General features: G+C 38.8%; 12 protein-coding genes. All 12 read left to right on the top strand.

Features of this window, described 5'->3' with window-relative positions; translation table 11 throughout:
- The first annotated feature begins 45 nt into the window (after nt 1-45).
- The 12 genes from VJ937_RS00655 to VJ937_RS00600 all read left to right on the top strand — a co-directional run bounded on the left by VJ937_RS00655 (nt 46) and on the right by VJ937_RS00600 (nt 15112).
- Nucleotides 46-1443 (top strand): hypothetical protein, encoded by a 1398-nt coding sequence (locus VJ937_RS00655; protein ID WP_324064994.1) that lies wholly within the window; start codon nt 46-48, stop codon nt 1441-1443.
- A gap of 124 nt (nt 1444-1567) precedes the next feature.
- A complete protein-coding gene (locus VJ937_RS00650; protein WP_324064993.1) occupies nt 1568-3472 on the top strand; it encodes a PAS domain S-box protein in 1905 nt (634 codons plus the stop codon).
- Nucleotides 3473-3668: 196 nt separating this feature from the next.
- Nucleotides 3669-4568: a metal ABC transporter solute-binding protein, Zn/Mn family gene (locus VJ937_RS00645; protein ID WP_324064992.1), complete on the top strand. Its 900-nt coding sequence runs from the start codon at nt 3669-3671 to the stop codon at nt 4566-4568.
- A 15-nt stretch (nt 4569-4583) separates the two neighbouring features.
- Entirely contained in the window at nt 4584-5357 is a 774-nt protein-coding gene (locus VJ937_RS00640) for a metal ABC transporter ATP-binding protein (RefSeq protein WP_324064991.1), read from the top strand.
- Nucleotides 5354-6217 (top strand): metal ABC transporter permease, encoded by an 864-nt coding sequence (locus tag VJ937_RS00635; protein WP_324064990.1) that lies wholly within the window; start codon nt 5354-5356, stop codon nt 6215-6217. The genes VJ937_RS00640 and VJ937_RS00635 overlap by 4 nt, the downstream gene beginning before the upstream one ends.
- Before the next feature lie 24 nt (nt 6218-6241).
- A complete protein-coding gene (gene lpdA, locus VJ937_RS00630; RefSeq protein ID WP_324064989.1) occupies nt 6242-7633 on the top strand; it encodes a dihydrolipoyl dehydrogenase in 1392 nt (463 codons plus the stop codon).
- Nucleotides 7634-8610: 977 nt separating this feature from the next.
- Entirely contained in the window at nt 8611-9138 is a 528-nt protein-coding gene (locus VJ937_RS00625) for a YceI family protein (RefSeq protein ID WP_324064988.1), read from the top strand.
- 9 nt (nt 9139-9147) lie between these two features.
- Nucleotides 9148-9609: a hypothetical protein gene (locus VJ937_RS00620; protein ID WP_324064986.1), complete on the top strand. Its 462-nt coding sequence runs from the start codon at nt 9148-9150 to the stop codon at nt 9607-9609.
- 80 nt (nt 9610-9689) lie between these two features.
- Entirely contained in the window at nt 9690-10544 is an 855-nt protein-coding gene (locus VJ937_RS00615; protein WP_324064985.1) for a mechanosensitive ion channel family protein, read from the top strand.
- An 85-nt stretch (nt 10545-10629) separates the two neighbouring features.
- Complete coding sequence (locus VJ937_RS00610; RefSeq protein WP_324064984.1) at nt 10630-11310, top strand: response regulator transcription factor; 681 nt, start codon at nt 10630-10632, stop codon at nt 11308-11310.
- Nucleotides 11310-12584: a HAMP domain-containing sensor histidine kinase gene (locus VJ937_RS00605; protein WP_324064983.1), complete on the top strand. Its 1275-nt coding sequence runs from the start codon at nt 11310-11312 to the stop codon at nt 12582-12584. The genes VJ937_RS00610 and VJ937_RS00605 overlap by 1 nt, the downstream gene beginning before the upstream one ends.
- Nucleotides 12585-12679: 95 nt before the next feature.
- The gene (locus tag VJ937_RS00600; RefSeq protein WP_324064982.1) at nt 12680-15112 is read left to right on the top strand and encodes a TonB-dependent receptor domain-containing protein; all 2433 of its coding nucleotides are present in this window, start codon (nt 12680-12682) and stop codon (nt 15110-15112) included.
- The last annotated feature ends 601 nt before the right edge of the window (nt 15113-15713 follow it).

The raw sequence follows: 15713 nt of genomic DNA, 5'->3' as shown, positions 1-15713 counted from the left end.
TGTTTTGCGGTGATTGGTTTTCAATCATCGTAAAAATATATCACAATGGTTAAGGGTATTTTTCTTTTACTATCTGTTTTCGCAATAACATTATCAGCTATAAGTCAAACGGCTCCCGATTCTGTAAAAGTTGATTCTTTAATAGATTCGGCTCAATACGACTCTATTGTGAAGCCGAATGACAGTTTAATGGAAACCCACGCTGTAGAAAGCGATTCCCTTGAAATAAAAGATACAACTCAATTAATAAAAGAGCAGAAAACCCCGGTAGAAAAGGCAGATACAGCTGCTGATATGCATTTGCTCAAAGATTCAATAGCCAATGTAAATGAACAGAATTTTCGCCTGAAAGATTCACTCCATCAAATTCATAGTGAAATAAATATTTTGAGGCTCGAAGCTGATTCAATAAGGGCAGAGCGGAACCTATATGCCGATAGTATTGTACACCTGGAGCTTGAATATGATAGTTTAGAGCATGTGGTAGCGAAACTGAAGAAAAAGAACGAACTATTGAGGCCACTTAACAGGGAGTTGAGTGATCAAATACAAAATTTGCAAAATAAGGTCGACTCACAGAGTGTGATGCTCGACAGGCAAATTCAAAAGATCAAAGAAAAGGAGCAACTCTACGCAGAAAAAGAATTGATTTACCAAAAAGCCATACAGGAATCAAAAATCGATTTGGTAAAATTAGAGGGGCAATTGGCAGCTAAGAACAGCCAACTGTCTGGAAAAGAGCGCGAAATTGAATTGCTTGCTGAAAGTATTTCTGACAGAAAAGATGCCATACAGGATAAAAACGAAGAGATAAGACTCATTCGCGATAAAAGGCAAAGTGCCAGTGTGCAACTCGATACCCTCAAAGATTATTTGCGCGAGACGGAAAAAGATTTGTTGCTAACAAAGCAGGAGCTAAAATACTCAAAGAAAGAAATTAAAGCGCTCAAAAAACGCATCCACGATTTAACAAATAAAGAAAAGACCATTCGCCTTGTTCAGGGTATCGGTATACGAAATTACCGGAGCCCGCTCTATAGTTTAAAACCGGAGAGCTCCGATAATCCGGACAGTTATGTAATAACCAATGAGAACGCCGGTGATTATGAGTTTGACTTTGTTACAGGGGCTACTTTTAAACTTTTTGACCTTAGCGCAGATGATGCTAAATTTACATCAGACGTAGGTTTCTTTCTGGGTTTCGGAGGGAAAAATTTGTTTAAAAATTTCTATATCGGACCGAATATAAAGCTGTTTGATGTGATACACATCAATGCCGGATTGAATGTTGCAGAGTTTCGGTCGCTCAAAAGTGGCTTTAATGAGGGCGATCGCGTACCTCAAGGATCCTCTATTCCTACAGTTAGCCAATGGGAGCTAACGCCTTATTTCGGTCTAACCTTTGACTTTAGTCTCATTACCTCTATTGCTGGAAAATTATAGTAATTTGCCATAAATCTGATCGTCGTAGAGACATATTTTTTGATTGCTGCTATTTGAATTATTAGTGGTTGATTCAAACTAATTTTCATATTGCGTGTTTTTCCCCTTATATTAGTATTTGAATATGACCAACAAAAGCCTTCAATATAATCTTGTGCTAACCCAGCATCTGGCAAAAATTTACGATAAGTTAGGTGATGTGGATTTGTTATACAACCAATTGGAAACAAACCCACATCCGGTTTTGATTACAGATTTACAGGGTGAAATTGTTTATGCCAATCAAAGTTTGTTGAAACTTTCCGGATATGATTTGAAAGAGATGATAGGCGGTAACCCTAATTTGTTTAAAAGTGGAGATCAGCCGGAGGACTTTTATACGCGTCTTTGGGAGACTATTGAGCGAGGAGAAGAGTTCGAAAGCCGGTTCAAAAATAAGCGAAAAGATGGTAGCTTTTATTGGATACACTCAATTATAAAGCCTCTCAGAAATATTGAAGGAGAAATTGCCGGGTTTATCAGTATTCAGGAGGATATTACTAATTTGGTGAAATTGGAATCTCAATCCATAACCAGTGAGGACGTACTGATTAGTATTATAAAAAATTTACCAAAAACCGGGATATTAGTTATTGAATCGATTCTTGAAAAAATCTATATGGCAGAAGGGGAGTTAATGCATGAGTTTTTTCCAGATAGATCCCCTGAACTGGACGATTTTGAGAATTTATTCGTTCCCTATGATTTCTCTTTGAAAAAAGAATTAAATAAAATATGTAAAAAGGGGCAAAGTAGGAGAAAAAAAGTATTTCTAGGTGGACGCAGCATTGATTTTTTAATTTCTCCATTACGCTTTGGTGGATCTTCAAAAAGATATTGTTCTGTCATTATTCGAGATATTACAGATTATCAGCGGATAATAGAGCAGGTGCAGCGTAGCGAGCAGCAATTGGAGGCCATATTTCAAAATGCAGGTATCGGAATCGGTATTTTAAATCCAGGTGGCGATTATATACGAGTAAATAATGGTTGGGCTCAAATGACCGGTTACGAGAAAGAAACCCTCGAAGAAATGAATGTGAGGTCATTGTTAGCGACTGACGATTTGGATACTTACAGACCTGAATTTTATACGCTTTTGAAAGGTATAAAAGACCGATATAGAATGGAGATGCGCTTTGTGCGTAAGAATAAAGAAATACTTTGGGGCGATGTGAGTATGACCACCATTAAAGACACAAAAGGTTCAGTTACAGCTATAATTGCAGTGGTCTCAGATATAACAGAGAATAAAAAAAACAGAGAAGCGCTTGAAAAGTCTGAGCAGGAGTTTAGAGAGCTGAATGCAACCAAAGACCGGCTTTTCTCAATTCTAGCCCATGATTTAAAAAACCCATTCAGCTCTATAATCGGTTTGTCTGAACTTGCCATAGAGTCCCCCGGCGATACCTCTCACCAAAAAGCAATTGATTACCTGCATTCTATTAATACAACTGCCAATCAAGCCAATAATTTGTTGCAGAATCTTTTAGAGTGGTCAAGGATTCAAACTGGCACTATTTCCCCCGTTTTGGTGCATAACGATATATTCGAAATCGTTGAAGATTCCATTGAATTGGTGAAAATTATGGCTGCCAATAAGCAAATTGAAATTCACAATAAAATACCTACTCCCAGTTATGTCGTTTGCGATCTGGAAATGATGAACACAATCATTCGTAACCTGCTGACTAACGCTATCAAGTATAGCCATGAAAATTCGGGTATTGAAATTACATCAACTCAGGATAAACACAACTTTCTCCTTAACATAAGTGACAGTGGAGTCGGAATGACACAAAAACAAAAGGACATGTTATTTACCGGAAGCAACACACCTTCTTCTCCTGGAACAGCTGCTGAAAAAGGCACAGGTCTGGGCCTAATTCTGGTAAAAGATTTTATGAAGTTGAATTATGGAAGTATAGCGGTGAAAAGCGAACCCAATGAAGGATCTATATTTACAATAAAACTCCCGCTTTCAGGGTAAATTAGTTTGGTTGTAGGTTGTTGGCAAATAGTAATTTATGTTCATATAATTATATTTATTGCAAATAAGTGAATAATGAACATAAGTTTATATTAATTTTGTTTAACCTAAGCTGAGCGGTTTAATGGCAGTAAAAAGGCGTTTTACTTAGGTTTAACAAAAGGAACAGGAAAATAATTGAGATTAAAAAATGAAAATGATGAGAATATCCGGTTTATTGATTTTGGTTGCTTTAATTTTTTCAGGCTGCGGTAATAATCAAACATCATCTCAGGCAGGGAATATGCTTTTTGTAAGTATTAAACCGCAACAGTTTATGGTTGAGCAAATTGCAGGAGATGTTTTTAAGGTTAAAGTTTTACTGCCTCCCGGTGCAAGTCCTGCAGTTTATGAGCCATCTCCCGGTCAATTAAAAGATCTTGCAGAGGCAAAAGCCTATATTCGAATAGGGCAGATTGGATTTGAAAAAGCCTGGATGGATAAAATTAAATCTGCAAACGCTGACATGAAAGTATATGATCAATCTAAGGGAGTCAATTTTATTAAGGCCGATCATCATCATGGGCATGACCATAATCACGATCAGCAGCACGCAGTAATTGATCCACACATTTGGACCTCTCCAGCTGAAGTAACTGTGCAACTCGAGAACATTAAAACGTATTTGTCAGATTTAATGCCTGATAGCGCTGCGTATTTTAGTCAGAATGCTGAAAAGCTAATTTTAAAAGTGACAGAACTTGATAAAGAAATACAACAAATGTTTGAGGGCTATGAACAACGTACGTTTATGGTTTATCATCCTGCATTGAGTTATTTTGCCCGCGATTACCAGTTAAAGCAATTGCCACTGGAACGTGAAGGGAAAGAACCAAGTGGGCGCTACATGACAGAAATGATCAAAAAATCTAAAGCACTTGGATTACAGGATGTTTTTATACAAAGGCAGTTCCCGGTGGCAAAAGCTGAAGCATTGGCCAACGAACTTGATGCCGATGTTGTGGTTATTGATCCGCTGGCATATAATTGGATTGAGAATATGAAACAAATGGCACAAAAAATAGCCAATGCCCTTGAAAAAACTAATGAATACTAATAATTTGAATAAATAATGACAGAACCACTAATTGAGTTAAAAGATGTACGTGTAGCTTATGATGGGAAAGAAGTACTTAACCAGGTGAATTTCACAGTGCATCAGAATGATTTTATTGGAGTTATTGGGCCCAATGGCGGAGGAAAAACCACAATGGTGAAAACAATGCTGGGACTCATTAAGCCCGTATCAGGGAAAGTGGTACATCATAAGAAACACCTGGAGATTGGGTATTTGCCACAGTACACAAATGTAGATAAGCGTTTCCCGATTAAAGTTTGCGATGTGGTTTTGAGTGGTTTAATGTATCGTAAGAAACTGGTAGGCCGATACAATAAAAAGGATCGGCAAAAGGCCTGTGATGCTCTTGGCTGGGTTGGTATGGAACATTTAGCCGATAAACATATCGGGAGCCTTTCGGGAGGCGAAACGCAGAAAGCACTTTTGGCCAGGGCAATAGTGTCGTCGCCATCGCTTTTAATCCTTGATGAACCTGATACTTATGTCGACTATGCCTCGGAAGGCGAAATTTACGAATTGCTCAGGAAACTCAATGAGCATATGGCCATACTAATGGTATCGCATGATTTGGGCATGATATCATCTTATATAAAAACAATTGCATGTGTAAACCGAATGCTACATTATCATAAAAGTAATGTAATTACACCTGAACAGTTGCAAACCTATAATTGTCCTATACAACTTGTGACACATGGCAATGTGCCACATACTGTGCTTGCTGAGCATAAAGGATCTATGGGACACGCAAAACACGATCATCAATGAACATCACAGAACTTCTACAATACGATTTTTTTACAAATACTATTCTTGCGGCGGCTTTTGCCAGTATAGCTGCGGGTATCATTGGTACGTACATAGTATCAAGGCGAATGGTTTTTTTAAGCGGGGGTATTACCCATGCTTCTTTTGGCGGAATTGGTATAGCCTACTATTTTGGATTTAATCCTGTTTTGGGGGCAGCTGCATTTGCGGTGCTCTCTGCTTTAGGTATAGATATGTTTGCCCAAAGACGTTTTATGCGGCACGATAGCCTCATTGGTTTGTGGTGGTCGGCCGGTATGGCGCTGGGTATCGTTTTTATTTATCTCACCCCGGGCTATACACCCAATCTCATGACATATCTGTTTGGTAGTATTTTAACAGTTAGCGGACTGGATGTTTGGTTGCTGGCTGGTTTAGCCCTGGTTGTGGCTGTTTATTTTATCTTTTTCCACAAAGCTATTATGTATATAGCTTTTGATCCGGAATATGCCCGAACCCACAATGTGCCTGTGCATGCATTGACCTTATTTACCTCTGCTTTAGTTGCACTAACAATTGTTTTTAGCATTAAGGTAGCCGGAATTATTCTTGTAATATCATTATTGACGGTACCCCAGGCAATTGTGAATATGTTTACCCATAATTATAAAAACATTATGTTATTTTCGGTTGTTCTCTCTTTCGTAGGTATTTTTGCCGGGTTAGTCGTTTCATTTAGTGTGGATATTCCATCGGGAGCTACTATAATTTTTTCCTTATTGTTCCTGTTTTTAATGGCGCGACTAATAGCTTGGATTATGCATAGAGCCGGCTTAAAAAGATCTGTGCAAACAGTAGAACAAAATTTGAATCAATCATAATCAACATTAGAAAACATAAACATCATGAGTTACGATTTAATAGTTATAGGAAGTGGACCGGGAGGTTATGTGGCAGCCATCCGGGCATCGCAATTGGGAATGAAAACAGCCGTAGTAGAAAAAGCAGAATTAGGCGGAGTATGTCTTAACTGGGGGTGTATTCCTACAAAATCATTGCTAAAGTCAGCACAGGTATTTGATTATACGAAAAATGCTGCAAATTACGGTGTGAAAATCGACGGAGATATTAAACCCGATTTTGAGGCTATGATTGGCCGTAGTCGTGAAGTGGCCAATGGTATGAGTAAAGGAATTGAGTTTTTGTTTAAGAAAAATAAAATTGACGTACTCAACGGATTTGGTAAAATTGTAGATAAGGGTAAGGTAGAAGTTGCCGGCGATAAAGGCAAGAAAGAAGTATACGAAGCTAAAAACATAATGTTGGCAACAGGTGCCCGATCAAAAGAATTGCCTAACCTCAAACAAGATGGTGAAAAAATTATTGGGTACCGTAAAGCCATGACATTGGAAAAACAACCAGAAAGCATGGTAGTAGTTGGCTCAGGGGCTATAGGCGCAGAGTTTGCCTATTTCTATGCCACTTTAGGAACCAAGGTTACACTTGTAGAGTTTCTGCCCAATGTTTTACCCAACGAAGATGAAGAGGTCTCAAAACAAATGGCCCGTTCATTTAAAAAAGCCGGCATGAAAGTTATGACCAACTCTTCTGTTGAGAAAGTTGATACTTCAGGTAAAAAATGCAAAGTGACCATTAAAACCAAAAAAGGTGAAGAGCAACATGAAGCAGATATCGTATTGTCAGCCGTAGGAATTGCTCCAAACCTTGAAGGTATTGGTATAGAAGAGATGGGAGTTGAACTTGAGAACGGAAAAGTGAAGGTTGATGAGTTTTATCGTACAAACATAGAAGGTGTATATGCCATTGGTGATATTGTGCATGGACCCGCCCTTGCTCACGTGGCTTCAGCAGAAGGTATTTGTGCAGTAGAAAAAATTGCGGGAGAGAATCCGCAACCCATTGATTACGGTAACTTGCCTGGCAACACTTACACCATGCCTGAAGTTGCTTCAGTTGGTATGACAGAAAAACAAGCAAAAGAAGCTGGTTATGAAGTACGTGTAGGTAAATTTCCATTTACTGCATCGGGTAAAGCCAGTGCAGCCGGCCATAAAGATGGTTTCGTTAAACTTGTCTTTGATAAGAAATACGGTGAATTACTGGGTGGACATATGATAGGCCAGAATGTAACAGAAATGATTGCTGAGCTTGTGGTAGCCAAAAAACTTGAAACCACAGGTCATGAAATTATTAAATCTGTGCACCCGCACCCAACTATGTCAGAGGCTGTTATGGAAGCTGCCGCTGCAGCATACGATGAGGTTATACACATTTAAGTTTTGATTAAAATACATCAGAAGCCTGCGTTGCATAAAGCGCAGGCTTTTTTTTTATTACTCTCATCTTAACAGGTTGATTCCTGTTTTGTGCACTACATCGACGTCCTAAAAATGGACTGTTGATTATCAGTGTGTTGTGGGTTTTGATTTGATGTTTTGGGTGACCCGTCCCATTTCGCTCAATAGAGTTAAACTATGATGCATAAAACCAGGCATCCGTGATGAATGATTTCTCTTATCATTTTCTTTGATCAAAAGGATCAATACCTGTCGAACAATTGACGTAAATCAAGACCAAATTACGGTTATTCGTTTATCGGATCATGAGGGTTTCGCTTCCGATTCTATCGGAACAGGCTGTTTACCCCGCTTTATTCAATGGATTAATTCGAGTAGAACATTCATTCCTGCACCGGACCGCCAATGGCTTTAGCCCTCAATAGTTTACGAGTAATTTGGTCTGGCCAACCCGGCTTGGGTCTTGTCGTTGATAAGCAGTGAAAAGTTTGCCAGCTAGCCGCATGAAGAAAAATGCGTTAAGAACACCTTGTTATTATGGCGTCAAAGTTTGCGCTGTTTGAGCACCGATTTTAAAAAAAAAATCGGTGTGAGTTCGTAAACTTTAGCCATAATGACCAGGTTTTTAGCATTTTTCTGTAAGCGGCGGGGTTTTTTATTTACTTTTTTTGACCTGTAGCAAAAAAAGTAAAATTAAAGATTGTAAGTAAAAATAGAGCTTTCCATACTAGTGCATTCTGCAGTTTGGGTGCCCCATTGCACAAAACAGGAGGTTATACACCTTTAAGTTTTGATTAAAATACATCAGAAGCCTGCGTTGCATAAAGCGCAGGCTTTTTTATTACTCCCATCTTAACAGGTTGATTCAGCGTTTTACCAACTTAATGAGCCTGGAGTTGTTATAAACAATGATATTTAATTTGCCGTTAAACGGCGATAATCAAATTTTTCTCATGATGCGCACTCCATTTTTGACGGTTTTTCTTTTCCTGCTTTTCTCTAGCCTGGCACAGGCTCAGCAAATCGACGCGGAGAAATCAAAAGTGATTTTTGAAATCGGTAATTTCAAGATAAATACAGTTGAAGGTACATTTAATGGTATGCATGGCAAAGTAAAATTTAATCCCGATAATATGACCAACGCTGTATTTGATGTATGTGTTGACGCTGCCACAATTGATACTGACATTAAAAAACGCGATGAGCACTTACGTGGTGAGGATTTCTTTAACGCAGCAAAATACCCTGAAATATGCATAAAAGTGCAATCTATTCAAAGGCAGGATGATCAGTATATTGCCAATGGAGAGCTTACCATGACCGGGGAAACAGGAGATATTACCATAATTTTTACATATGAAGATCAAACTTTAAGAGGTAAATTCACTGTTAAGCGTCTTGACTATGGGTTGGGCGCAGGTACCAGCACACTAACAGCATCAAATGAAGTGGATATTACAATTATTTGTAAATTGATTTTATAAATTAAATCAATGAGACTTTTCATTCAAAATAAGCCTGGTATTTCTGTGAGAAGACATTCAACTTTATTTATTATTCTGGTATCAATTGTTTCTTTCTTACAGTGTGATGGCAAGCAGGAGCCTGAGCAAACCCATCAGACCATGAAGGTGACAGCCACTGCTTATAACTCTTTGCCTGGTCAGACACTTGGCCATCCGGCAGAAGCCGCATGGGGAGATACATTAAAACCCGGAATGAAGGTAATTGCCGTTTCGCGCGATTTAATCGATTCCGGATTGACATATCGTACCCCTGTAATAATAGACGGATTACCCGGCACCTACCTGGTAATGGATAAAATGAACCGTCGATGGAAACGTAAAATTGATATTTATATGGGTACATCGGTCAAAGACGCACTTAAATGGGGACGTAGGGAAGTAACTATTCGGTGGGTGCCAAATAACGAAAATAAAGAAATTACGCGATAATTTGTTAGCTTCACATTCGCAATTAAATACTTTAGAGGCAAACAAAAAAAGAATATAGAAAATTGTAAAACCAGGTACTTATGTTTACAGAAGAAACATTAACGAAAATAAAAGATAAATTACTCGATGTATTATTTGAAATAGGCCCTGATATACTCATATCTATCGTTGTGCTTGTTTTAGGCGCAATATTTATTCGCCTGATTTCACGTTTGTTGAGAAAGTCGTTTCGAAAATATAATATTGAACCTTCGCTTGCGACTTTCATTCAGAGTCTGGTGCGTTTTATGCTATATGCCATTCTGATTGTAAGTGTTGGTACTACCCTGGGCATCAAAACATCATCTTTTGTGGCCATAATTGGTGCTGCAGGTTTGGCTATTGGCCTGGCGCTGCAGGGCAGTCTGGCCAACTTTGCCGGAGGAGTGCTCATCCTCATTTTTAAGCCATTTAAGGTTGACGATTTAATATTTGTCAATGGTAAGCTTGGGATTGTAAGCGATATCGACATCCTGTATACAAGGCTCACTACATTCGATAACCGTATAATAACCATTCCCAATGGTACAATGGCTAATTCCGATATCGACAACCGTACCATGCAGGATAAAAGGCGTGTGGATATTACTTTAAAGTTTTCTTATGATGAGGATATGACGCAAATAAGAAGGGTTGTGGTCGATGCCATGAAAAAGCATCCCCGCATTTTAAAAGACCCCGAACCAGATGTTTGGCTTGATGATTTCAGGGAGTATGACATGAAGGTTGCTGCAAGGTGCTGGGTTGCTCCAGAGGAGTGGTGGCCTATTTATTGGGAACAGCTTGAGGCCATTAAAGAGGCTCTTGATGAGGCAGGTATTAAAATCCCGATACCCAAGAATGAAGTTTCTTTTTCTGATCAAAATACCAATGAAGCACCATCTAAACCAGTGTAGATCGTAAGAAGAGGGTGCGGGTGTTTTCTTGAAATTTTGAGAACTACCATTTTTCTACAAAATCTTAAAATACATTGCAACTGGTATGAAAATATTAATCGTAGAAGATAACCAGCAATTAAGCAATGATATTGCAGAATACCTCAAAGACCAAAAGTTTTCTGTAGAGCAGGTATTTACATTTTCCGATGCCAATGAGAAAATTGTTATGTATGAGTACGATATGGTTATTCTTGATTTGGGATTGCCAGACGGGACCGGGATGGATTTGTTGGAAGTTGTGAAGAAATACAGACCCGAAATGGCTGTAATAATTTTAACAGCAACTCATGCACTCGAATACAAACTGCAGGGACTGAACCTTGGCGCCGACGATTATCTTACAAAGCCTTTTCATATGGCTGAACTCAATGCCCGGATACGTACGATTTTAAGGAGAAAGATGAATACAAACGATCACTTCATTAAGACCGGTAGCCTTGAAATTGACTTAAATGCTGCAACAGTTAAATGTAAGGGTCAATTGTTAAGCCTGACGCGCAAAGAATACGATATGTTGCTATATTTTGTGCAAAACAAAAATCGGCTGCTTACGAAGGAAAGCATAGCAGAATATTTATGGGGCGATCATGCCGACCAGGCTGATAATTTTGATTTTGTATATAATCATATCAAAAACCTGAGAAGAAAAATAACTGAGGCAGGAGGAAAGAACCAACTCAGGTCCGTCTATGGAATGGGGTATAAATATGAAACAAATGAATAATGAGAAAGCGTAAATACAGCATATTAACAAAAGTCGGTATATTCTATCTTTTATTCACGCTGTTATCATTTCTGGTGACGGCCATTATTTTGCATAGTGAAGCCACCAAGCACATGGATAATATACTTGAAGAAAGGCTTAAGCAACGTGAGCACTGGGTGAAAATTTTAATTGAACGAAGACCTGAACGGGTCAATAAAAAAGACTATGCAACCGTAAAACCTGTGGCAACAATTCCAAAAGCATTTAAACCTGTATATAAAGATACAGTGCTTCTGCACCATGAAACCGGACGCAAAGAGGTTCATAGAAAACGTATCAATTATGTTACAGTGAAAGATCAGCATTATCGTATAGAAGTGATTAAGTCGGCTACTGAATTGTACCGTTTTAAAGATGATGTTTATGAAATTATATTACCTGTTTTTATTGTACTGGCACTTGTAATAATCCTGATCAACTACCTGCTCTCGGGGTACCTGTTTGCCCCCTTTAAATATATTTTGCGGCAAATGGCCTCATTTAATTTAACCAGGAAACAAGCTTTCAGACAAAGAACCACAAGTACAACGGAATTTTACCATTTACAGCAACTTTTTGAGGCTATGCAAAAGCGTATTGTGAATGATTATGAACAATTGAAAAGCTATACCGAAAATATGTCGCATGAGTTGCAAACACCGCTGACGATCATGCAAAATAAAGCGGAGCATCTTTTATCAGATGAAACCCTGAGTCAGCAACAGGCCGAAAAAATTAAAATCATTTACGATGAAGTAATGCAGCTTTCACGCCTGGGAAGTTTGCTCAATTTAATTACCAAAATAGGTAATGAAGAGTTTACTGATGTAAAAAAAGTTTATACAAAACCTATACTTGAACAACACATTCAAAGTATTTCAGATTTTGCGGCAAATCGTTATATTGAAATTAAGACCGCTCTTAGTGCTGACCATGCATTTAAAATAGATACCGGGTTACTGGATATATTGATACGCAATTTGTTGAAAAATGCCGTTTCGTATGCCAATTCGGATAGTGTAATTTACATTGAAACAACCAGTTCTGCTTTTACAATATCAAACGAAGGCCCTGAACTCGAATTTGATGCCGCAACTATTTTTAATCGCTTCACAAAAGGAAAAAACTCTAAATCACTGGGTTTAGGCCTGGCAATTGTCAAACAAATTTGTCAAATAAGTAAACTCAAAATCTCCTATCAGCGGACAAATGGCCGGCATGTATTCTCGATTGAAGAAAAAACGTTCGATTAGCCTTGCTACAATTTTTCTACAGATTTGGAATTGATATTTGTATAAAATTTAAACAAAATTCTTTAACAAACCTTTGAATATATAAATTATTAAATATGAAGTTACGTATATTTCTTTATCTATTGATTACATTGCTCACAATGGAAACCATTACCGGACAAACCGGTCCGGCACCTTCACGAATACATAAAGTTACAGGAAAAGTAATTGATGCTTCCAATAATGAGCCTTTGGAATATGCTACAGTGAAATTGCTAAATATAACAGATAGCGCTTTAGTTACCGGGTCGGTTACCAACTCCGATGGGGAGTTTTTAATAGAAACCAAAAAGACAGGGCGTTTTATGCTGCAAGTCAATTTTATTGGTTATACCAAAACCAGAAAAGACATTAACATTCCGAAAGCTGTTCGTAATGTTGATGTTGGCATTATAAAAATTAATCCTGCAGCAGAAAATATCGCTGAGGTTACCGTTAGGGCCAATAAACACTCCATCGATTATAAAATAGACAAAAAGGTGCTGCACGTTTCACAGCAATATACCAGTGTTTCGGGTACAGCTGTCGATGTGTTGCAAAATGCCCCTGCAGTGCAGGTCGACATAGAAGGTAATGTTTCACTACGCGGAAATAGTAATTTTACCGTACTCATCGATGGGCGTCCTACAGTTCTGGATGCAACCGAAGCTCTTGAACAAATACCTGCAAGCATGATTCAGGATATTGAAATAATTACGAATCCATCAGCCAAATATGATCCTGAAGGTACAGCGGGAATTATTAATATCATCACCAAGAAACGCTCGCTGGAAGGAGTCAACGGTATAGCACACCTTAATGCTGGTTTGGACGAAAAATACGGAGCCGATTTATTATTGAATTTGCGGACACAGCATTTTAACTTTTTTGTAGCCGGTGACTATAACAATCGCCGTTACCCCGGAAGTATGGAAGAAGAAACCCGCTTTTTAAGCAACCCTGATACTACCTTTTATCTTAACTCCGATGGAGACCGCGAGCGGGGGCGCGAGCGTTATAGCGGAAGAGCCGGTATAGAATGGTTTCCTAATGAAAGCAACACCTTTAGCTTAAGTGGTCGCTATGGTGGGCGTAAATCAACCTGGCTGACTGAAACTGATTTTGAGGAGTGGAACTCAGCAGAGCCCGACCGTTTGCGTTACAGAAGTGTGGAAGATGGCGAAAGAGGAGGCAACTTCTATTCAGTGAATTTCGATTACATTCATCAGTTTTCAGGGCCAAAGCATAAATTCGATGTGAATTTTATGCTGTATGAGCGCGATGGCGACGATGAAACTGTAAATACTTTACGTGATGCTTTTGGCGAAATTACAAACAGCCAGAAATCAGGGGAGTTTGGTCCGGCTTCTGGTTTTCGCTACAGGGCAAACTATATGCAACCTTTTACCGATGCATTTAAAATTGAAGCAGGATTACAGGGCCGTTATCGCGATTCCAAAGAAACAAATGAGGTGTTTTATTATGATACGACCACTTCTGAATACGTATTTCAATCACAGTACAGCAACGATGTAACCTACGCCAGAAATATACATGCCATGTACGGTTTGGCCAAAGGTGAACTGAATAACTTCGGATACCAGTTGGGTTTCCGTGCAGAATATACTTATCGTGATATTAACCTGAACGATGGCGGTGAGAACTATAGCATAGACCGTTGGGATTATTTCCCCACCCTGCACTTTTCTTATAAGCTCAATAAAACAAACCAGTTTATGGCCAGCTACAGCCGACGCATCGACAGACCGCGGGGATGGTTTCTGGAGCCCTTTATTACCTGGGAAGATGCTTACAATGTGCGCAGGGGAAATCCCGATTTGAAACCCGAATACATTAATGCCTATGAAATAGGTTACCAGATGGATTTTGGCGGCAATGCCCTTACCGCAGAGCTTTTTTACCGCACAACACAAAATAATATTGAACGTGTACGCTCTGTATGGGAAGGCTCCAGCGATGTAATGCTGCAAACATTCGATAATGTTGGTACTGACTATTCGCTCGGAACGGAAATAATGCTGAACCTGAAGCTTATTAAATGGTGGGATGCCGATATTACAGCTGATTTTTACGATTACCGTGTAAAAGGAGAGTTCAATGGTATTGAATATGACGAACATAGCTTTACTTATAATGTGCGTTGGAATAATACCTTCACGCTATGGGAAAATACCCGGCTGCAAATTAATCCGGCATATCATGGGCCCGAAATCGAGCCACAGGAGGAGGAAGAAGGCTTTTTCGATGTAGATGCTGCTGTAAGGCAATCGTTTTTAAGTAAAAAGCTGCAGCTCACACTTCAGGTAAGAGATGTATTCGGCACCAGCAAGTACGAATCCACCACCGAAACATCAGATCTCTATAATCATCGTATATACCGGCACAAAACACCAATTGTAATGCTTAATGTAACCTGGCGAATTAATAATTACAAAAGCCGTAATGGCAATCGCCAGGGTGGCGGCGAAGATATGGGCGGAGAAATGTAAGTTTGGCGTTTAGACCCGCCATAAAGTTACCTGTTTATGCCCTAAACCAAAACGAGTTATATATTTTAAAAAACGCCCGGAGGTGCTTATTAAAAATGAAACCTCCGGGCATTTTTTTGGCACATAAAACACATGAACTCCGGCCGGGGCGCATGCATCACCTTCACATTCATTTGTTACGCTATTAATGGCCGAAACTCCCGGCGCAACAAGCATTTCTATCCGGCTCTCTTATTTTTTGACGCAAAAAATAGGATTCCCAAACAACCTTTGTTATATTTGATAGGTTGCGTAATTCGTTTTAATAATCGATTACAAAAAACAGATAACCGCAACAAAAACCTGCACTTATCCACCGAACGGTAGTTGGATAAGTGCAATGGTTGCGGAGATAAACAGTTCTAAGCTATTATAGGTTGCAACTGTTACTAAAAAGAATTAAAAGCTATGCATATTCAATTAACAGATTTAAATAAATATTTGTACCATTTTACAACAGCAGAAACGGCTTTGCTTTATATTTTACCTAGTTTAAGACTTAAACTGTCAGCTTTTCTTAAGACTAATGACCCTAAAGAGAATAAGACATTTGGCTTTTGGA

Source organism: Salinivirga sp., from assembly GCF_035268865.1.
In the GTDB taxonomy this organism is placed as follows: domain Bacteria; phylum Bacteroidota; class Bacteroidia; order Bacteroidales; family Salinivirgaceae; genus Salinivirga.
Note: the sequence above shows the minus strand (reverse complement) of the source record. Positions and strands in the feature narration are given on the sequence as shown.

Excerpts from the sequence above, each read along its gene's own strand:
- VJ937_RS00655 (WP_324064994.1), top strand. The coding sequence starts at position 46 with ATGGTTAAGGGTATTTTTCTTTTACTATCTGTTTTCGCAATAACATTA.
- VJ937_RS00650 (WP_324064993.1), top strand. The coding sequence starts at position 1,568 with ATGACCAACAAAAGCCTTCAATATAATCTTGTGCTAACCCAGCATCTG.
- VJ937_RS00645 (WP_324064992.1), top strand. The coding sequence starts at position 3,669 with ATGATGAGAATATCCGGTTTATTGATTTTGGTTGCTTTAATTTTTTCA.
- VJ937_RS00640 (WP_324064991.1), top strand. The coding sequence starts at position 4,584 with ATGACAGAACCACTAATTGAGTTAAAAGATGTACGTGTAGCTTATGAT.
- VJ937_RS00635 (WP_324064990.1), top strand. The coding sequence starts at position 5,354 with ATGAACATCACAGAACTTCTACAATACGATTTTTTTACAAATACTATT.
- lpdA (WP_324064989.1), top strand. The coding sequence starts at position 6,242 with ATGAGTTACGATTTAATAGTTATAGGAAGTGGACCGGGAGGTTATGTG.
- VJ937_RS00625 (WP_324064988.1), top strand. The coding sequence starts at position 8,611 with ATGCGCACTCCATTTTTGACGGTTTTTCTTTTCCTGCTTTTCTCTAGC.
- VJ937_RS00620 (WP_324064986.1), top strand. The coding sequence starts at position 9,148 with ATGAGACTTTTCATTCAAAATAAGCCTGGTATTTCTGTGAGAAGACAT.
- VJ937_RS00615 (WP_324064985.1), top strand. The coding sequence starts at position 9,690 with ATGTTTACAGAAGAAACATTAACGAAAATAAAAGATAAATTACTCGAT.
- VJ937_RS00610 (WP_324064984.1), top strand. The coding sequence starts at position 10,630 with ATGAAAATATTAATCGTAGAAGATAACCAGCAATTAAGCAATGATATT.
- VJ937_RS00605 (WP_324064983.1), top strand. The coding sequence starts at position 11,310 with ATGAGAAAGCGTAAATACAGCATATTAACAAAAGTCGGTATATTCTAT.
- VJ937_RS00600 (WP_324064982.1), top strand. The coding sequence starts at position 12,680 with ATGAAGTTACGTATATTTCTTTATCTATTGATTACATTGCTCACAATG.